General features: G+C 56.9%; 16 protein-coding genes. 11 read left to right on the top strand and 5 right to left on the bottom strand.

Annotation, left to right across the window (positions count from 1 at the left end; translation table 11 throughout):
* Positions 1–124 precede the first annotated feature (124 nt).
* Positions 125–892 carry a hypothetical protein gene (locus ACR0DK_RS19625; RefSeq protein ID WP_170760800.1) on the top strand — a complete coding sequence of 256 codons (768 nt, stop codon included), beginning with the start codon at positions 125–127 and terminating at the stop codon, positions 890–892.
* 58 nt (positions 893–950) lie between these two features.
* A complete protein-coding gene (ilvA, locus tag ACR0DK_RS19620; protein ID WP_480737735.1) occupies positions 951–2,177 on the top strand; it encodes a threonine ammonia-lyase IlvA in 1,227 nt (408 codons plus the stop codon).
* Here ilvA and ACR0DK_RS19615 read toward each other — a convergent pair.
* Positions 2,174–2,524, bottom strand: coding sequence for an Hpt domain-containing protein (locus ACR0DK_RS19615; RefSeq protein ID WP_255611989.1), 351 nt, complete (start codon positions 2,522–2,524; stop codon positions 2,174–2,176). The genes ilvA and ACR0DK_RS19615 overlap by 4 nt on opposite strands.
* A 121-nt stretch (positions 2,525–2,645) precedes the next feature.
* Here ACR0DK_RS19615 and ACR0DK_RS19610 point away from each other — a divergent pair, with 121 nt between their 5' ends.
* On the top strand, positions 2,646–3,920 hold the full coding sequence (locus ACR0DK_RS19610) for a SpoIIE family protein phosphatase (RefSeq protein ID WP_170466766.1): 1,275 nt from the start codon (positions 2,646–2,648) through the stop codon (positions 3,918–3,920).
* Here ACR0DK_RS19610 and ACR0DK_RS19605 read toward each other — a convergent pair.
* Entirely contained in the window at positions 3,917–4,360 is a 444-nt protein-coding gene (locus tag ACR0DK_RS19605; RefSeq protein WP_170399359.1) for an NUDIX hydrolase, read from the bottom strand. The genes ACR0DK_RS19610 and ACR0DK_RS19605 overlap by 4 nt on opposite strands.
* A gap of 76 nt (positions 4,361–4,436) precedes the next feature.
* Between ACR0DK_RS19605 and hslO the strand changes: the two genes are divergently transcribed.
* The 8 genes from hslO to ACR0DK_RS19565 all read left to right on the top strand — a co-directional run bounded on the left by hslO (position 4,437) and on the right by ACR0DK_RS19565 (position 13,677).
* On the top strand, positions 4,437–5,423 hold the full coding sequence (hslO, locus tag ACR0DK_RS19600) for an Hsp33 family molecular chaperone HslO (RefSeq protein ID WP_170399357.1): 987 nt from the start codon (positions 4,437–4,439) through the stop codon (positions 5,421–5,423).
* Positions 5,413–6,012, top strand: coding sequence for a CoA pyrophosphatase (locus ACR0DK_RS19595; protein ID WP_170399354.1), 600 nt, complete (start codon positions 5,413–5,415; stop codon positions 6,010–6,012). Before hslO ends, ACR0DK_RS19595 begins: the two co-directional genes overlap by 11 nt.
* Positions 6,009–7,163, top strand: coding sequence for a CCA tRNA nucleotidyltransferase (locus ACR0DK_RS19590; protein ID WP_480737731.1), 1,155 nt, complete (start codon positions 6,009–6,011; stop codon positions 7,161–7,163). Before ACR0DK_RS19595 ends, ACR0DK_RS19590 begins: the two co-directional genes overlap by 4 nt.
* A 194-nt stretch (positions 7,164–7,357) precedes the next feature.
* Positions 7,358–9,196 (top strand): ABC transporter ATP-binding protein, encoded by a 1,839-nt coding sequence (locus ACR0DK_RS19585; protein WP_480737727.1) that lies wholly within the window; start codon positions 7,358–7,360, stop codon positions 9,194–9,196.
* On the top strand, positions 9,193–11,025 hold the full coding sequence (locus ACR0DK_RS19580) for an ABC transporter ATP-binding protein (protein WP_480737725.1): 1,833 nt from the start codon (positions 9,193–9,195) through the stop codon (positions 11,023–11,025). Before ACR0DK_RS19585 ends, ACR0DK_RS19580 begins: the two co-directional genes overlap by 4 nt.
* Positions 11,026–11,064: 39 nt before the next feature.
* Complete coding sequence (locus ACR0DK_RS19575) at positions 11,065–12,288, top strand: class I SAM-dependent RNA methyltransferase (RefSeq protein WP_480737722.1); 1,224 nt, start codon at positions 11,065–11,067, stop codon at positions 12,286–12,288.
* Positions 12,289–12,310: 22 nt separating this feature from the next.
* Positions 12,311–13,096 carry an ion transporter gene (locus ACR0DK_RS19570; protein ID WP_170515151.1) on the top strand — a complete coding sequence of 262 codons (786 nt, stop codon included), beginning with the start codon at positions 12,311–12,313 and terminating at the stop codon, positions 13,094–13,096.
* Positions 13,097–13,158: 62 nt separating this feature from the next.
* Positions 13,159–13,677: a L,D-transpeptidase family protein gene (locus tag ACR0DK_RS19565; RefSeq protein WP_170399336.1), complete on the top strand. Its 519-nt coding sequence runs from the start codon at positions 13,159–13,161 to the stop codon at positions 13,675–13,677.
* A 7-nt stretch (positions 13,678–13,684) separates the two neighbouring features.
* On the opposite strand, the gene ACR0DK_RS19560 is transcribed toward ACR0DK_RS19565, so the two are convergent.
* The 3 genes from ACR0DK_RS19560 to ACR0DK_RS19550 are packed head-to-tail and all read right to left on the bottom strand — an operon-like array spanning position 13,685 to position 17,808.
* Positions 13,685–15,118 (bottom strand): nodulation protein NodH, encoded by a 1,434-nt coding sequence (locus ACR0DK_RS19560; RefSeq protein WP_480737719.1) that lies wholly within the window; start codon positions 15,116–15,118, stop codon positions 13,685–13,687.
* 6 nt (positions 15,119–15,124) lie between these two features.
* Positions 15,125–16,825 (bottom strand): DUF5927 domain-containing protein, encoded by a 1,701-nt coding sequence (locus ACR0DK_RS19555; RefSeq protein WP_480737717.1) that lies wholly within the window; start codon positions 16,823–16,825, stop codon positions 15,125–15,127.
* Positions 16,822–17,808, bottom strand: coding sequence for a glycosyltransferase family 2 protein (locus ACR0DK_RS19550; RefSeq protein ID WP_170399507.1), 987 nt, complete (start codon positions 17,806–17,808; stop codon positions 16,822–16,824). The genes ACR0DK_RS19555 and ACR0DK_RS19550 overlap by 4 nt, the downstream gene beginning before the upstream one ends.
* Positions 17,809–17,920 lie beyond the last annotated feature (112 nt).

Genomic DNA, 17,920 nt, shown 5'->3' with positions numbered 1-17,920 from the left:
CGTAGAACGACTGGCCCCTAACGGGTTTTGGACGCGGGGGCAAGCTGTGTGGATTGACGCAGGCCGGGAATTGAGGTGAAACGGGCGGATAGAGAACAAGGATTGGTTGAGAGGGCAGATTAAAATGTTGGGATGGCAGATATTTGTGCATTCGGTGCGGATGGTGTTTGGAAACCTAAAGCAGGTTCTGCAGATAACAGTTGGCCCTGCGCTGATTGCGACGATCGTCATCGTTGGCCTATTTATGGCCCTCGGTATCCCGCTCGAAGTATTTGATGAGAATGCAGTTGAGCTGCCACCGGGTGTTTCCGCGGGCTCAGTTTTTGTTTTCGTGTTCGTTTTGCTCGCGGTGATATTCATCACGATGTTCTGGATCGCGGTGTCGTGGCATCGCTTCATCCTGCTGGAAGAATATCCCACTGGAATTCTTCCAATATTCCGGTTTGACAGGATCCTCGCCTATTTCGGACGTATTCTTTTGCTGGGGATTTTGATGATGGTCGCGTATATACCCATGCTTTTGGTCTTTGCTGTATTGGGCGAGGGTCTCGCAGGGCTTTCGGTCATCCTGATGATTGTCTACTCGATTTTTCTGGTCATATGCTTCTACCGCCTGTCAATTATCCTTCCAGCGGCGGCGATAGGAAGCCCGATCTCTCTCAGCGATGCTTGGAACAATACGACGGGGGTCGGCGGTGCAATCCTGTTGCTGTTGCTTGTCGCCTTCCTGTTTCAGGTATTGGTGCAACTGGTATTCATGGCGCTGGCATTCATTCCGATTTTAGGAGTTTTGTTGAGTGTGTTTTTCGGCACGCTTGTCCTTCCGATGATCAACGTCAGCATATTCACCACAATGTACGGCGTCTTCATCGAGAAACGCGAACTCTCCTGACCCGCGTACACATATGTATTCCTTGCCCTTTCAGCGATGATGGGGCAGGGACTCCAGCATGACTGATTTCACAACCCGCGCCCGCGCCGCTGAACAGGCGATGCGTTCCGTCTTTCCGGCAACTCCGTTGCAGCGGAATGCTCATCTGTCCGACCGTTACGGCGCGGATATCTGGCTCAAGCGCGAAGACCTCAGTCCGGTGCGGTCGTATAAAATCCGCGGTGCGTTCAATGCGATGCGCAAGCAGCAGGGGCAGGAGCTATTCGTCTGCGCCAGCGCAGGCAACCACGCCCAAGGCGTGGCCTATATGTGTAAGCATCTGGGGGTGAAGGGTGTGATCTTCATGCCAGTGACTACGCCGCAGCAGAAGATTCAGAAAACCCGCATTTTTGGTGGCGATAATATCGAGATTCATCTGACCGGTGACTATTTCGACGACACGCTGGCTGCGGCGCAAAGCTGGTGCGCAGAACAGGGCGGGTATTTCCTGTCTCCGTTCGATGATGCGGATGTGATTGAGGGGCAGGCCTCTTTGGCGGTTGAGATCGAAGAGCAATTGGGCCAAGTGCCCAATCATGTAATTCTGCCGGTTGGCGGCGGCGGTATGTCTTCGGGGGTGGCGACCTGGTTCGGGGACCGGGCGCATTGCCTGTTCGTGGAACCGGCCGGCGGGGCGTGTTTGCGCGCGGCGCTGGCAGCGGGGCACCCGGTGGCGCTGGATCATGTGGATACATTTGTCGATGGCGCAGCAGTAGGCCGGATTGGTGAGAAACCGTTTGAATTGCTGAAATCGCGGCATCTGTCGGATGTGCTGACTTTGTCCGAAGACCGCATCTGTACCACCATGATCGAGATGCTGAATGTCGAGGGCATCGTTCTGGAACCTGCCGGTGCGTTGGCGGTTGAGGCTGTGGGTGACGTGCAAAGCTTTGTGCGTGGCAAGACGGTGGTCTGTGTCACCTCGGGCGGGAACTTCGATTTCGAGCGTTTACCAGAGGTCAAAGAACGTGCGCAGCGCTATTCCGGGGTGAAGAAATATTTCATCCTGCGCCTACCGCAGCGCCCCGGTGCCCTGAAAGAATTCCTCGGCATCCTCGGCCCTGAGGATGATATCGCACGGTTCGAATACATGAAGAAATCGGCGCGCAACTTTGGCTCGGTCCTGATCGGAATCGAAACCCGAAAGCCCGAGAATTTCATGCGCCTGTTTGCGCATCTGGATGAAGCCGGGTTTACTTATACGGATATCACCGAAGACGAGACGCTGGCACAGTTTGTGATCTAGCGCAGGTTTTCGGCCAGACCGGCCTGAAACAGTTTTTTCGACTCGTCGTAGGCCGCGATAATCGCCAGCAAATCAACGGCGGCGCTTTCACCTGCGGCTGCGCGTCGCTCACCGTCCTGGCACAGTTTCGAGAAACTATCAAAGCCAAGACTCAGCGCGCTGCCCTTCAGGAAATGAAGGTTCTGTTCGATCTCGGAGCGGGTAGTGTCATCGCGTAGCTTAGTGATAACTTCCTGAACCTCGTCCAAAAAGATTTCGACAACCTCGGTGAACTCGTCTGCGCCGACTTCATCACGTAATTGTCTGACTCTGGACCACTGAATCATGCCATCCTCTTGCGGTTGCATATTGTTAGACCGTCACGGGTAAAGATGGGGTTAAATCGCGGCCATTTGGTTTTTCATAGGATGTTAAGCTGAGAGGCATAGCGTTGCGACAACTGGAGAGTTGAGCAAGTACAGGGACTTCATGGTGCCGGATGCCAGTCAAGTAGAGGCCCGGGTCGAGCTGGATTTTGGCGCGATCCGCAAGGTTCTTGTTGTGGACGACAGCCGTCTGCAGCGGCGCATTCTGGTGGCCTCGCTAAAAAAGTGGGGATTCGAGGTTCTTGAAGCCGACAGTGGTGAAGCCGCGATAGAGCTTTGCACCTCGGACCCACCTGATCTTGTTCTAAGCGACTGGGTCATGCCAGGTATGGGCGGGCTTGAGTTCTGTCGCGCCTTCCGAGAGCTGGACAGTGAGCAATACAGCTATTTCATTCTTCTGACCTCAAAAAGCGAAAAGCAGGAGGTCGCGCGCGGTCTGGATGCTGGGGCAGACGATTTTCTGATCAAGCCGCTTGAGGCTGATGAGCTGCGTGCTCGCATATCGGCCGGGGCGCGTATTCTTGACATGCAACGCGAATTGTCCCGAAAAAACCAGTTGATCGAAACAGCGCTGAACGAACTGAAGCTTGCCCATGATGCGATCGATAAAGATCTGATGCAGGCCCGAAAGATTCAGGACTCGCTGGTGCCCGAATTGAAGGGAACCTTTGGCAACTCACAGGTCAGCCTGCTTCTGAAACCTTGCGGTCATATCGGCGGTGATCTGGTGGGGATGTTCTCGCCCGGTGTCAATCGGCTGGGGTTTTACAGCATCGATGTCTCCGGCCACGGGATCACCTCTGCGATGATGACGGCACGGCTGGGCGGGTATCTGTCCAGCACGCATTTCGATCAGAACATTGCGATGGAGCGTCGTTTCAATAAATTCTACGCCCTTCTGCCACCCGAAGAGGTCGCGTCGTTGCTCAACTCGCGTCTGATCGCCGATGCCGGGATCGAAGAATATTTCACCATGGTCTATGCCATCATCGATCTGCGCAACGGACATCTGAAAATGGTGCAGGCCGGACACCCGCATCCGCTGTTGCTGCGCCGTGATGGTAATACCGAATTTCTGGGAGAAGGCGGGTTGCCCATTGGTCTGCTGCCTGAGGCGCAGTTTCAGCAGACGGAAACCTATATGCAACCGGGCGACAAGCTGCTCTTGCATTCGGACGGGTTCACCGAATGCCAGCTCGCCGACGGCAGTCTGCTGGATGATGACGGGTTGAAGGCGATGGCTGTTGAATGCGCCGCCGATCACGGTGGACCGGAATTCCTGGATGACATGTTCTGGCGTCTTACACAGGTGATGTCACCGGACAGCGGAATTGCGGATGATGTCTCTGCAGTGTTTTTTGAATATAACGGACCTTAAAGCCCATGCAGGTGGCGCTGGGCGAAATGGGCGTCGCCCTCGTTGCCCAACAGATGAACGGCATCTGCGGTCTCCATCCAAATGGCCTCGTGAAGGTCTTCGGTCGGAGGGCCTAGGCGTCTGACCGGGTGGGCGCGGTAAATCAGGCAGACCTTCTCGGCCCACAGATCGTATTCCGGCATGTAGGTATATCGACGAAATGCACCCACTCTCCGGGGCGCGGCGATCAGCCAGCCGGTTTCTTCGTAAACCTCACGGTGAAGCGCTGTAATGGGTGATTCCCCCGGATCGATGCCGCCGCCCGGCAGCTGCAGATCGGGTCCGGGTTCCAGCTGACAGGTCAGCAGCAATCGGTTGCCTTGTGGCAATAGGGCATAAACGCCGACCCGCCGGGTGTATTTTCGCTCTGCCTCGGGGCTTTCACCGAACCGTCTGATCATGTAAGGCCCCTTTCAACCCAAACTGTTCAACCTATATGGTGGCGGTATGCCAACCTGTGGCGCTTAAGGAAACCCCATGTCTATTGGAACCAAAATCGCGTGGGACGATACCGTCCTGCCCTTTCAACTCGATATACCCGACATGCGAGGCCGCGTGGCCCGGCTGGACGGCGTGTTGGGCGGCATCTTGAAACAGCACGACTACCCCGAGGTGGTCGAGGCGCTGGTGGCCGAGATGGCCCTGCTGACTGCATTGATAGGGCAAACGGTATCGCTGCGCTGGAAGCTGTCTCTGCAGGTGCAATCCAAGGGCGCGGTGCGGATGATCGCAACCGATTATTATGCGCCACAGGTCGAGGGCGAACCCGCGCAGATCCGCGCCTATGCGAGCTTTGACCGCGACCGGCTGACCGATGCAGCCCCTTTCGATCAGGTGGGTGACGGGTACTTCGCCATCATGATCGACCAAGGTGAAGGTACACAGCCTTATCAGGGCATCACCCCACTGGCTGGGGGATCACTGAGCGCGTGTGCTGAAGCCTATTTCGCGCAGTCCGAACAGCTGCCGACCCGGTTTTCGTTGAGCTTCGGCAAATCGACCGAACCCGGTGTCGGTGAACACTGGCGCGCTGGCGGGATCATGCTGCAGCACATGCCCAAAGCCTCGCCCTTTGCCGCTTCCGGGGAGGGCAGCGGAGAGATCCTGTCTGCCTCGGATCTGGTGGATGGTGAAGAGGGCGAGAACTGGGATCGCGTCAACATCCTGCTCGATACCGTGGATGATCTGGAGATGATCGGGCCATCCGTTGCGCCAACCGACCTTCTGGTGCGTCTGTTTCACGAGGAACAGCCTCGCGTCTATGATGCACAGCAGGTAAAATTCGGTTGCACTTGTTCCGAAGATCGCGTGCGCCAAAGCCTGTCGATCTATTCGGCGCAGGATATTGCGACAATGACCACGGACGAAGGCACCGTCACAGCAGACTGCCAATTCTGCGGTGCGCACTATGTGCTGGACCCTGCGACCGTCGGGTTCGAGGCCGAAGGCCCGGATGGCGCGTGATCTGATCACAGACCTGACCGAGGCGCTGAGCCGTGATGGGTCCGGGTCCAGTGACTTTGATCTGAACCCGGAAACGGTGCTGCCGGCGGGGCGCAAACTGCGCCCTGCGGGCGTGTTAGTGCCTGTTTCTGTGACCGGAGACGCACCGCGATTGATCCTGACCAAACGCTCTTCGGCGTTGAAACACCATCCGGGCCAGATCGCCTTTCCGGGTGGAAAACAGGATGAGGGCGACATCGACGTTACTGCGACAGCTTTGCGCGAAGCACAGGAAGAAATTGGTCTTCCGCCAGAACTACCCAGTATTCTGGGTCATCTGCCGACTCATGAAACCGTGACGTCCTTTTCGGTCACGCCGGTTGTTGCGATCCTTGAAGCCAGTTTTGAACCAGTCGCCGAACCGGGCGAGGTGGATGAGATCTTCTTCGTTCCGCTTGCGCATGTCCTGAACCCAGAGAATTATGTCGTCGAGTCGCGCCGTTGGCGTGGCCAAAGACGGTATTACTATGCTGTGCCCTATGGCCCCTATTATATCTGGGGTGCGACGGCACGGATGCTGCGGGGATTGGCAGCGCGGATGAGTGAATGAAGCGGATCACAGAAGATTGGTTAACCGACCAAGCCACGCAGGATGTATGCACCGCCCTGACCAACGGCGGGGCGCAGGCACTATTCGTTGGTGGTTGTGTGCGCAATGCTCTGCTGAAGGCGCCGGTTTCTGACATTGATATCGCCACAGACGCTAGGCCTGAACACGTCGTGGAACTGGCGCAGAAAGCTGGGCTGAAGCCGATACCAACAGGTATAGACCATGGCACCGTGACGATTGTCAGCAAAGGCATCCCGCACGAGGTCACGACGTTTCGCCGTGACGTCGAAACGGATGGTCGGCGTGCTGTCGTCGCCTTTTCCGACAAGGTCGAAGAAGACGCTGCGCGCCGTGATTTCACCATGAACGCGCTTTACGCCCAACCTGACGGCACAATCCTTGACCCGCTGAACGGTTTGCCGGATCTACAGGCGCGTCGCGTACGGTTCATCGGGGAGGCCAGTGATCGCATCCAAGAAGACTACCTAAGGTCGCTCAGATATTTCAGGTTTCATGCTTGGTACGGGGATGCGGACGGTGGCTTTGACCCCGCTGCACTGGATGCAATAGCTGCAAATTTGGACGGGTTAGAGACGCTTTCGCGCGAACGGGTCGGGGCAGAGATTCTTAAACTGCTCGCTGCGCCTGACCCCGCGCCGTCGGTTGCCGCCATGCGCGTCACTGGCGTTTTGGCGCAGCTTTTGCCCGGGGCTGATGACCGGGCGCTGGCGATCCTGATTCAGCTGGAACAAGACGCCCATGCAGCGCCCGAAGCGATTCGTCGTTTGGCCGCGATTGCATCGCCCGAAGTGGCCAAAACCCTGCGTCTTAGCCGCGCGCAACTGCAGCGTCTGGCTCGGATGCGCGACGAAGCGATGGCGACGACCAGTGTCGCAGAATTGGGTTATCGCTATGGGTCGGAAGGCGGATTGCACGAGACACTTTTGCGTCATGCATTTCTTGAACAGCCTTGGTCCGAAGACCTGAACCGAGCTTTGCAAAAAGGGTCCGCGGCCAGTTTCCCGATCAAGGCGACGGATTTGATCCCCGCCTTCTCGGGCCCCGCGCTGGGCGCAAAACTGGCCGAGCTTGAGGCGCGTTGGATCGCGTCGAATTTCGCGCTTAGCCGCGAAGAATTGCTGGCCGACTGATTTGAAGTCTCAAAAAGGGATGACAAACCCGATTTGATTTGGCAGGGTGCGCCTGACTCATATGGAGGGAGGAATGCGAATGTATTACGGGATCTGGTTCGGCTAAAGCCCGGAACACTTTGACCCGTAGGGGTGGTGTTCTGGCGCCATCTTTCTTCGCATGACCTATTTTCTGCTCAATCGGAGCACTCTCCATGTTTCGCTACTTCGAAAATCTCATTGACCCTTTTGTTGCCTATGAACAGGTAGACAAGCCACCGACGCGGCTTTGGCCTTTCATGCTGGGCTACTCGCAGCCTTTCAAACGCGTTTTCGTATTGGCCGCGCTGATGTCCGTGGTCGTTGCTGCGGTCGAGGTCGGGCTGATCTTTTATATGGGTCGCGTTGTGGACCTGTTGGGCAGTTCTCCTGCTGAATTCTGGCAGGCGCACGGGACTGAATTGATCGTGGTTGCGGCCTTGATCCTGTTTGTTCGTCCCATCCTTCAGCTTGTTGACGTCTTGCTACTCAACAACACAATCCTGCCGAACTTTGGCACTCTGATCCGTTGGCGGGCGCATAAACATGTTCTGCGTCAATCGGTTGGCTGGTTCGAGAATGACTTTGCCGGGCGCATCGCAAACCGGGTTGTTCAGACCCCGCCCGCCGCGGGTGAGGTGGTCTTTCAAGTCTTTGACGCGATCTCGTTCTCGATCGCCTACATGATCGGTGCGGCCATTCTGCTGATGGCGGCTGATCCGCGCCTGTTGTTGCCTTTGCTGATCTGGCTGGTGTTTTACGGCGCGCTTGTGCGATGGACCGTAAAACGGGTTGGCCCCGCGTCGCAGGCAGCGTCGGATGCACGCTCGACCGTGACGGGCCGGGTGGTGGACAGCTATACCAACATCCACTCGATCAAGATGTTTGCCCATGACACTCAGGAACAGGACTATGCGCGCGAGGCGATTGCGGAAACCCGCCGCACTTTCCAGATCGAGATGCGGATTTTCACCATCATGGATGCAGCACTAGTTGCGCTGAACGGTGTGCTGATCGTGGGAGTCGTTGGTTGGGCGATCTTGCTTTGGACGCAAGGTAGCGCAACGGTGGGAGTGGTGGCCGCCGCCACGGCGTTGACGTTGCGGCTGAATGCCATGACCGGGTGGATCATGTGGGCGCTGACCAGCTTCTTTCGCGAGTTGGGTATCGTTGCCGAGGGTATGCAGACCATCGCGCAGCCCATCGATCTGTTGGACGAACCTAATGCGAAACCCTTGCGGCTGGGTAATGGCCAGATCGAAATATGCGATCTGTCTCATCACTATGGACGGGAAACCGGTGGTTTGGATCACGTCAACTTGACCATCCGGCCAGGCGAAAAGATCGGCCTGATCGGTCGCTCAGGAGCCGGAAAATCGACCCTAGTAAAGCTGCTTTTGCGGTTTTACGACGTCGAGAAGGGCGCGATCCTGATCGATGGCCAGGATATCTCGAAGGTCACGCAGGACAGTTTGCGCAGCCATATTGGTATGGTTCAGCAGGACAGTGCTCTGTTGCACCGCTCGGTTCGGGCCAACATCCTCTATGGTCGGCCTGATGCGACCGAAGAACAGATGATTGCCGTTGCGAAACAGGCCGAAGCGCATGAGTTCATCCTCGATCTGCAAGACCCGGAGGGCCGCACTGGCTATGATGCGCATGTGGGTGAGCGGGGCGTGAAGCTGTCTGGCGGTCAGCGGCAGCGTGTGACGCTGGCGCGGGTGATCCTGAAAGACGCGCCGATTTTGCTATTGGACGAGGCGACATCTGCCCTAGATTCCGAAGTCGAGGCCTCTATACAGGAAACACTCTACGGCATGATGCAAGGCAAGACCGTGATTGCCATCGCGCACCGGCTCAGCACGATTGCTCAGATGGATCGCATCCTGGTGATGGATGGCGGCCGGATCGTTGAACAAGGCGGTCATTCCGATCTGTTGGCGCAAGGAGGGCTTTACGCTCAGTTCTGGGCGCGGCAATCTGGAGGCTTCCTGAACCCGGAGGCCGCTGAATGAGGATTGCCGACCTCATCCAACCGTTCAAAGACACAGAAACGCCCCCGCCGCAAACGCTGGGGGCGTTCATCCGTTGGAGCTTGTCCGGCGCCTGGCCGATGCTGTTCGTCGCAGCCGCCTTCTCGGCGATCGCGGGTGCGATGGAGGCTGGCACCGCCTGGGTCCTGGGCCGCGTCATTGATCTGACCACCAACAGCAGCCCCGAGGCGTTTCTGACCGGCGGCAATCTCGCGATCATTTTGGGTGCTGTCGCATTCTTCATGCTTATACGCCCCGCACTGTTCGGACTGTCATCGGTGGCAAACAACTACATCGTCATGCCCAACATCACGCCGTTGGTTTTGGCAAAACTGAACCGCTGGACGCTGGGCCAGTCGGTGACCTATTTCGATGACGATTTCGCCGGACGTATCGCCCAAAAACAGATGCAGACATCGAACGCCATGACGCAAGTGGTGTCCGAAACAATCAGCGCTATTGTCTTCGCTATTGCCTCACTTGCAGGCTCATTGCTTTTATTAGGGTCTATTCACCCGCTTGTGATGCTGCCATTTGTTGCCTGGCTTGTTGTCTATTTCCTGCTGGTGCGCTGGTATCTTCCACGCATCCGCGTACGCTCTGCCGCGCGGGCGGGGGCGCGGGCAATGGTGTCGGGGCAGGTGGTCGATACGATCACCAACATCAAGACCGTCAAGCTGTTTGCCCATTCCGAGTTCGAAGATCATACCGCCCGAAATTCCATGGTCGACCTGCGTGAACGGTCGCTGGAATTCGGCAAGCTATCGGCCAGTTTCCGGTTCATCCTAATGACTCTGGCGGGGGTGCTGCCGGTCCTGTTGATCGGCGCGACACTGTGGTTGTGGCAGGTGGGTACCGCGACGGCCGGGGACATCGTGGCGGCCGGGGCCGTGGCGATCCGCATCTCGCAAATGACCGGCTGGGTCAGTTTCACACTGATGGGTCTTTACGCAAATGTCGGTGAGATTGAAAACGGAATGCACACACTGACCAAGCGCGTTCGGGTCGAGGATGCTCCGAACGCATCGACACTTGTGGTCTCAGAGGGCGAGATTGCCTTTGACAGCGTCAGCTTTGCCTATGGCCGCGATATCGGTGGTGTTGCTAATCTTAATTTCACTGCCGCACCGGGTGAAAAGCTGGGCATAGTCGGGGCCTCAGGTGCGGGGAAATCCACTTTGGTTTCACTTTTGCTAAGGCTCTATGACGGGGAACATGGCGTTATTGCCATCGACGGGCAGAATGTCTCTCACGTGACTCAGGACAGCCTGCGGCAACAGATTGGGATGGTCACGCAGGAAACCGCGATGTTCAATCGTTCGGCGCGCGAGAACATCCTCTATGGTCGTCCTGACGCGACTGAAGATGAGCTGATAGAGGCCGCGACCAAAGCCGAGGCGCATGAATTCATACTCGGTCTCGAAGATGCGCAAGGACGCAAGGGCTATGACGCGCATCTGGGCGAACGCGGCGTGAAGCTGAGCGGCGGGCAACGACAGCGGATCGCTCTGGCTCGCGCTATCCTGAAAGACGCACCGATATTGGTTCTGGACGAGGCGACGTCGGCATTGGATTCCGAGGTCGAGGCAGCGATTCAGACGGCACTGCACCGGGTGATGCAGGGCAAGACCGTGCTGGCTATTGCCCACCGCCTGTCCACGCTTAGCGAGATGGATCGGATTATTGTTCTGGACCACGGTCACATCGTTGAAAGCGGGACGCACGAAGCTCTGCTGGAGCGTGGCGGGTTGTACGCCCGGTTCTGGCATCGCCAATCGGGCGGCTTCATTCAGGCCGAGGCTGCAGAATAAAGGGTTTTGTTGCGCTCAAACCCCAGTTATCAGGCCTCCATGACGCAGCAATACACAATAAACCGCCTTGGACATCAGGGCGACGGAATCGCCGATGGTCCGATCTATGCGCCACGCACTCTGCCGGGTGAAGTGGTCAGCGGTACGTTGCTGGGTCAGTTTCTGAACGATATTCGCCTCGAAACACCCTCGGATCAGCGGGTCAAGGCACCCTGCCGTCATTACAAGGCCTGCGGCGGCTGCCAGTTGCAACATGCGACCGATAATTTTGTCGCCGAGTGGAAAGTTGAGGTGGTGCGCAACGCGTTGGCCGCGCAGGGGCTCGATGCCCCGATGCGGCCCATTCACACTTCGCCTGAACGATCCCGCCGTCGGGCCACCATCGCCGTGCGGCGCACCAAGAAGGGTACGCTGGCCGGGTTTCATGGTCGCGCTTCTGACACGATTACCGAAATCCCGGATTGCCATTTGCTGCACCCAACCTTGATTGCTGCCATCCCGGTGGCCGAAGCCTTGGCGTTGTTGGGTGGCAGTCGGAAAGGTGTGTTGGCCGTAACGCTGACCCTGTCCGAAGGCGGTTTGGATGTTGCGGTCAAGGGCGGCAAACCGCTGGATGGACCGTTGGAGCTGGCGCTCGCGCAAGCGACCGAGCATCACGGTCTTGCCCGGCTTAGTTGGGATGATGAGGTTATCGCCATGCGTGAGCCTCCGATCCAACGCTTTGGAACCGCTGGCGTCACTCCACCGCCCGGAGCGTTTTTACAAGCCACAAAAGACGGAGAACAGGCTCTATTACAGGCTGTTTCCGACGCTACGTCGGGGACAAAGCGGATTGTCGATCTGTTCGCCGGATGCGGGACATTCTCGCTGCCGCTGGCACAGACTGCTGAAGTTCATGCAGTCGAAGGTGAGGCCGAGATGACGAAGACCTTGGATCAGGGCTGGCGCAAGGCGCAAGGCTTGAAACAGGTCACAGTCGAGGCCCGAGACCTGTTCCGCCGCCCGCTCATGCCCGATGAACTCAAGAAATTCGACGCCGTTGTGCTTGACCCGCCGCGCGCTGGGGCCGAGGCGCAGGTAGCCGAGCTGGCGCAGGCCATGCGCCCGGTGGTTGCTTATGTCTCGTGCAACCCGATCACCTTTGCCCGTGACGCAAAAACGCTGGTTAACGCCGGATATGCCCTTGAATGGGTACAGGTGGTTGACCAATTTCGATGGTCGTCACACACCGAACTTGCCGCTCGGTTCATTTTGAACAAATAACCCTGAGATAAGGACCGCCCGCATGGTGATCGCCCAACGACTGCTGCCCATCATCGAAGCACCGGCTTTCGGGAAATTCATCACCGGTGTGATCCTGTTCAACGCGGTACTACTGGGGATGGAGACATCGCCCACGCTGATGGACGCAGCGGGTCCACTGATCGTGACGTTGGACAAGCTGTGCCTTACCATATTCGTCATCGAAATCGTCATGAAACTGATCGCCACAGGGCGCCGGTTCTTCACCAGCGGCTGGAATGTGTTTGATTTCGTGATCGTGGGAGTCGCCCTGGTTCCCAGTGCAGGGGCGCTTTCAGTTCTGCGGGCACTGCGTATCCTCCGGGTCCTGCGCGTCATCTCGGTCGCGCCGCGCCTGCGCCGAGTGGTCGAAGGCTTCATCTCAGCCCTGCCGGGCATGGCCAGCGTGTTCCTGTTGATGGCGATCCTGTTTTACATCGGCGCTGTGATCTCAACCAAACTTTTCTCGGGCACGTTCCCCGATTGGTTCGGTGATCTGGGTCTGTCGGCCTATACGCTGTTCCAGATCATGACGCTGGAAAGCTGGTCCATGGGCATTGTCCGCCCTGTGATGGAGGTGTATCCCTACGCCTGGCTTTTCTTTGTTCCCTTCATCATGGTGACCACCTTTGCGGTGGTGAACTTGCTGGTCGGTCTCATCGTGAACTCGATGCAGGATGCCCACCATGCCGAGGATGAGGTCAAGACCGACGCCTATCGTGATGAGGTTCTTGAAAGGCTGGAATCGATCGAACGCCGCCTGACGGAACAGTCGAACAGCAAAAAGTGATTTAAGTTTCGCGAAAATCTGGCATAATAATTGACAAAAAAGAGCATCAGGCAGTGAAAATAATGGATCGTCGAGCATTCGGAATGGGCGCAATGGCAACGCTGAGCCTTTCAGCGTGTGCCTCAGCCAAACCCAGATTTCTTTCTTATCGCGGGCCCGAGGTGACCTCGATGGTCATCAACAAAGGTGCACGCAAGCTGTATTTGCTCCATAACGAGCAGATTTTGCGGGAGTATGATATCGATCTAGGATTTGCGCCCACCGGCACGAAAAACAAAAAAGGCGATGGCCGTACGCCCGAGGGTACCTATCTGATCGACCGTCGCAATCCGCGCAGCAGGTATCATCTATCGTTGGGTATATCGTATCCCAATTCGGAAGACTTGGCTAAAGCCAAGGCCGCAGGTGTTGATCCGGGCGGCGACATCTTCATTCACGGACAACCCAATCTGCGATCCGAGTTCAAGCGGGCGAAGAAGACCCCGGATTGGACGGCAGGTTGTATTGCGGTCAAGAATGATGAGATCGAAGAGATCTACGCCATGGTGAATGAAGGAACCGTGATTACCCTGCGCCCCTAAGCAAGGTTCAAAGCGGTTTCCAGTCACCAAATCCAAATACAGTATAGTCGCGCTGGTACGCTTCCTTCGCCAGCGCTTCAAGCTGTGCGTCGTAAATCTGATCAAGTGCAAACGGCGCGTCCGGCTTGGCCTTGTTTGGGGTTGGTGGGGCTGTATGCCCAATTTTGTAGGCAAGGTCGGGCAAGGCGGTTTCCATCTCATCCTCGCGCAGGATCAGGTCGGGCATGGTGAAACCGGCCATGCCTTCCAGCGTCTGCGCCTGTCCGCACCATTCCCCATCCACACGGATCGGGGTTTGACCCGCCAGAATACTGCGCAGCATGCCCAGAAAGGCCGCGAACGCCTCGGAATGCTGATCGCGGGTATAATTGCTGAGATCACCCTTGGCAGGCAGCGGGACCTTGTACCGTCGGCTCAGCATATTGCGAATGCTGACATATGCGCCGGGGCCTGTGTGCAGAATACGGTCGCAGAACACAGCGTGCGCGCGCGCCAGCGGATGGCGCAGCACCGTGAATTTGAGGTGACCGGGATGATCCTGCATCCATTGACGGGTCTGTTTTTGATTGCGGCCGGTGATCAGGTCGGCTTGTGACACCCCGTCCAGATCGGCAATCCACTGCACCACTTCAGCCTCGGGGCCGCCGCGCACCGGAAGGTACATCAGCGAAGTTTGCGCAGCACCCACATAGCGCGAAACAGCCGGCCCGCGGTGCGGCTCGTAACTTGGGATATGGTGTAGCTTGAAGCGGTCACGTTGCGACAGGGCCAGCTCCATATCATCCGGATTGGTCACTTTCGACAGGGCAGGCGCCGGGTTTTGACGTTTGAGATGCTGGTTCAGCTCCTTAAGACGTGCGCTGACGCCAAGCCACGCGGCAAGGCCGTTCAGAACGTCCAAATCTGTTAGATCGTCATAGTCGATATAGAACGGTGTTTGCCCGGTGGTCTGCAGATGTTTGAGCACTGTTTGTTGAAATGCTTGCCGCTGGTCGAGCTGTTCGGCGAATTCTTCGGCATCGAAGGTGATCTGAGCTTCCCGCCGTTGCTTGATGTTCACTAACCGCCACTGCTTTGTTTCCAAGGCGATTTTCCACGATATGTAGCTATCCAGAGGGTTGCGCATCAGAATGATTTTGGCGCAGCGCGGATCATCCAGCGCCGGTGGCAGCGCCCGCGCATCGTGGTCGCTGAAAAAGCGAAAGCCGTTCATCTCGCCCGGCGCGTTTCGGATGGCGTCGATCAGCGCCATCGGGTCGCGTTCACGATCTTCCAGGGTAAAGCCCAGAACGCTGTCCAGTTTTGGCAGGCCGACGAAATAGGGGTTAAACGCTTCTCCGTGACACGTGACGCCATCCAGCGTGTTCAGCTGTAATTCAAGCAGGTTCGAACCGGTGCGCATATCGGCCAGAACGATGAAATAATCGAAGCGGCGGGTCATTTTAGGTTACTGCACCAAATAGGGCTTCTTGAACGATTTGGACTGTGCGCCAAACACGTCATTCACAGGGAAATCCCCCATCAGATAGGGATGCATCCCTTGGTTCTTGAGGTTTTGCAGGAACTTTCCGAACCCGGTCAGATCCACCATCGTCGGTGCCTCAGTCAGATGGGTGGGTTTGGGCGCGCCCATGTCTTCCAGAACGGTCTGCAGTTGTTCCATGGGGGATTCCAGAAACTCTGCCATCGTCCATATTCGAATGCGCGTCTTTGCGCGGGCGGCATCCAGCAGCTTGAGCTGTTTGCTTTCGATCTGTTGTAGGCGGGCAGCTTCGCACCGGATATCGGCAAAATTCAGGTTCGAACGGAACAATGGAACCGCCCAGGCCCCCGAGATGACCGCAATATGTGCATTCTGGTCTTGCGTCAGGAATTCATTGATTTTCTGAATATCCGTTGGCCCGAATTGAAAGCACTGACGCTCGCCTCGTGTGTTCCAGATGAGGTTCGACAGAAAGGCCGAGGGGTTATAATCGCGTAGCGTTGCGCAATCGCTGAGCGCACCGTTGATGATCGTCTCATCTTCGGCAAATTGCGCCCGTTCGGGACCGAACAGATGCCCATGCACCCGCCCGCCGATGGCGTTTGTCAGCCAAGGTTCGAAATCCTCGAACAACTCGGTAAAGCCTTGAAACACCGAATAGGGAAAGGCTGTCAGGCTGCGTTCCGTAGCCGCGCGAGGGAAGCGGCTTTGCATATAAAGACCATCCCGTCCGCGAACGCGCCGCTCGACCGCTTTGGAAAACACCCGGTCGATCTTTCCGGGGTTGGGCTCGGCCGGGGTCAGTGCGCCTTCGTGGTCGGTCAGGAAGGTCTGATACAACCGGTTCGCGCTGTGCCAGACTTTGCGCGCCACGAAACAGTCGGACCGGCGCAGCAATTGTAGGTGATCGTCGTAGAACATGTGCGGCCGACCTTGATAGTCGAACTTCGACAGGGTCAGCGATCGGCTTTCGATATGGGTGGAATAGAGCCGTGCCAGTGTCTGGAAATAGCTTTCATCGGGAATCCAGACCTGGCGGAAATAACGATCATATTCGGCACGTTTTGGATCCTGAAGAATGGCCGACAAGGTTTGACGGGTCAGACACCACCATTGGCTGCCCATATGTGGCACCAAACCATCGGGAATTGCGCGGCGCAATCCGAGCGCGCGTTGCAACCGCACGTAATTGTCGAACAGTTTTCGTTGCCTGCGCCACGAGAAGGGGAACCGCAGGGTGAAACGTTCCAGATCCAGACCGCCAATCGTCCAGCTGACGTCGCGCGTGGTTGCGCTTTCGATGAAATCGACACGGGGCCGGTCGGCCAGATAGTCGATCAGATCAGCGACCGGACGCAGCGGCAGACACGCGCCTGAAGACAGATATACATGCCGGACATCTGGAAACCTCGCCAACATCAGCGATGCGGCGGATTGTGATGCTGCGACAATACCCCAGCCGCCCCATTCGCAGACATGGCGTTTTGAAAACAGGATCAGCGGTTCATCCGAACAAGCGGCGACAAAATCGGAATAAGCCGGATCGCCGACTTTCTGATCTACATGAATGACCACAGGACAGCCCGAGGCGGCCCAATGGCGTGCCACCTGCTCAACCCGATCCAGCGCGGTGTGCACCAGCATTACGATGCCCAAGCTGCTCATGCCCAGTTCCCCTTGGACATCAGGCCGAGGATCTCAATCTGTCGCCAGTTGATGTATTTCTCGGACCATTTGTTCCAGAAAACCGGATTATCCTCTAACTGTTTGGCATAAGCCTTGTACTCGCCCGATGCAGCATAGTGCTGTCCGCGCAGCAACTCTTCTTTAGCTTTTTCCCCAAGCGTATTGATCAGCTTTGCATGCAGCAGCGCTCCGCTGGTTTTTTCACCGCCCTGCTCTTCATAGACCTGATTGAGCCCGCGCGGCAGCAATGCGTGGGTTGAGCTGACATAGGCGTAGCGCCGGTGCCATTTCACAAGAGGTATCTTGTTCAGGGCCGGGGCCTTCAGGGGATTGTCCTGAAAGAAAACTCGTGCGCGTGCACCGCCTTGAATCCACAGATTCCCATAGGTCGGGTTGCGGGTAATCATGAAGTTGCCTGAGTCGAACCAAGGCGCGACTTCAAAGGGGTTCTGGCCCTCATGATAGGGCGCATCCATGATTCCGGTTTCGGGATACATGTCGATCAGCATGGTGCCGAAACTGCGCACACCAGTATCGTCCAGCCAGTCGGTCAGGGCGCGGATCGGGCGGGTATCGCAAAAAGGATAGATAAAGAATTCATCCGGATCGACCGTCAGAACCCAGTGCTTATGCGCATAGCGGCGCAGCAGGTAGTTGGACCAATCCAGACCAAAGGTCGCATTCTTGTAACCTACATCCGTCCACCACAGCGAAACGTCCGGCTGGCTGCTCAGGTATTCGTGGGTGCCGTCATCGCTGTTGTTGTCCACGCACAGGAAGTGATTGATGCCAAGCTTTCGATAGTAGTCTAAGAAATAGGGAAGGCGGATCTTTTCGTTCCGCATCACGCTCATCAACAAGATGTCGTTTTCTTTGATCTTGTTGGTGTTATCTTGCACCGCTTTCAGATCCCGACGCCGACGTAGGCAACGCAGCAGGCGGCGCTTGCGCCGCAATCTCATGCGATAGGAATCCAAAAGGCTCACGCGGCTGCCCAACCTTTTTTGATACGCGCGTCTGCCCGGGGCCGCCTGAGGCCTGAGTGGTGCCGGACATTAACGTTTTATGACATCT

The organism is Ruegeria sp. CE6, assembly GCF_056537485.1.
This window is presented reverse-complemented; position numbering and strand designations above follow the sequence as displayed.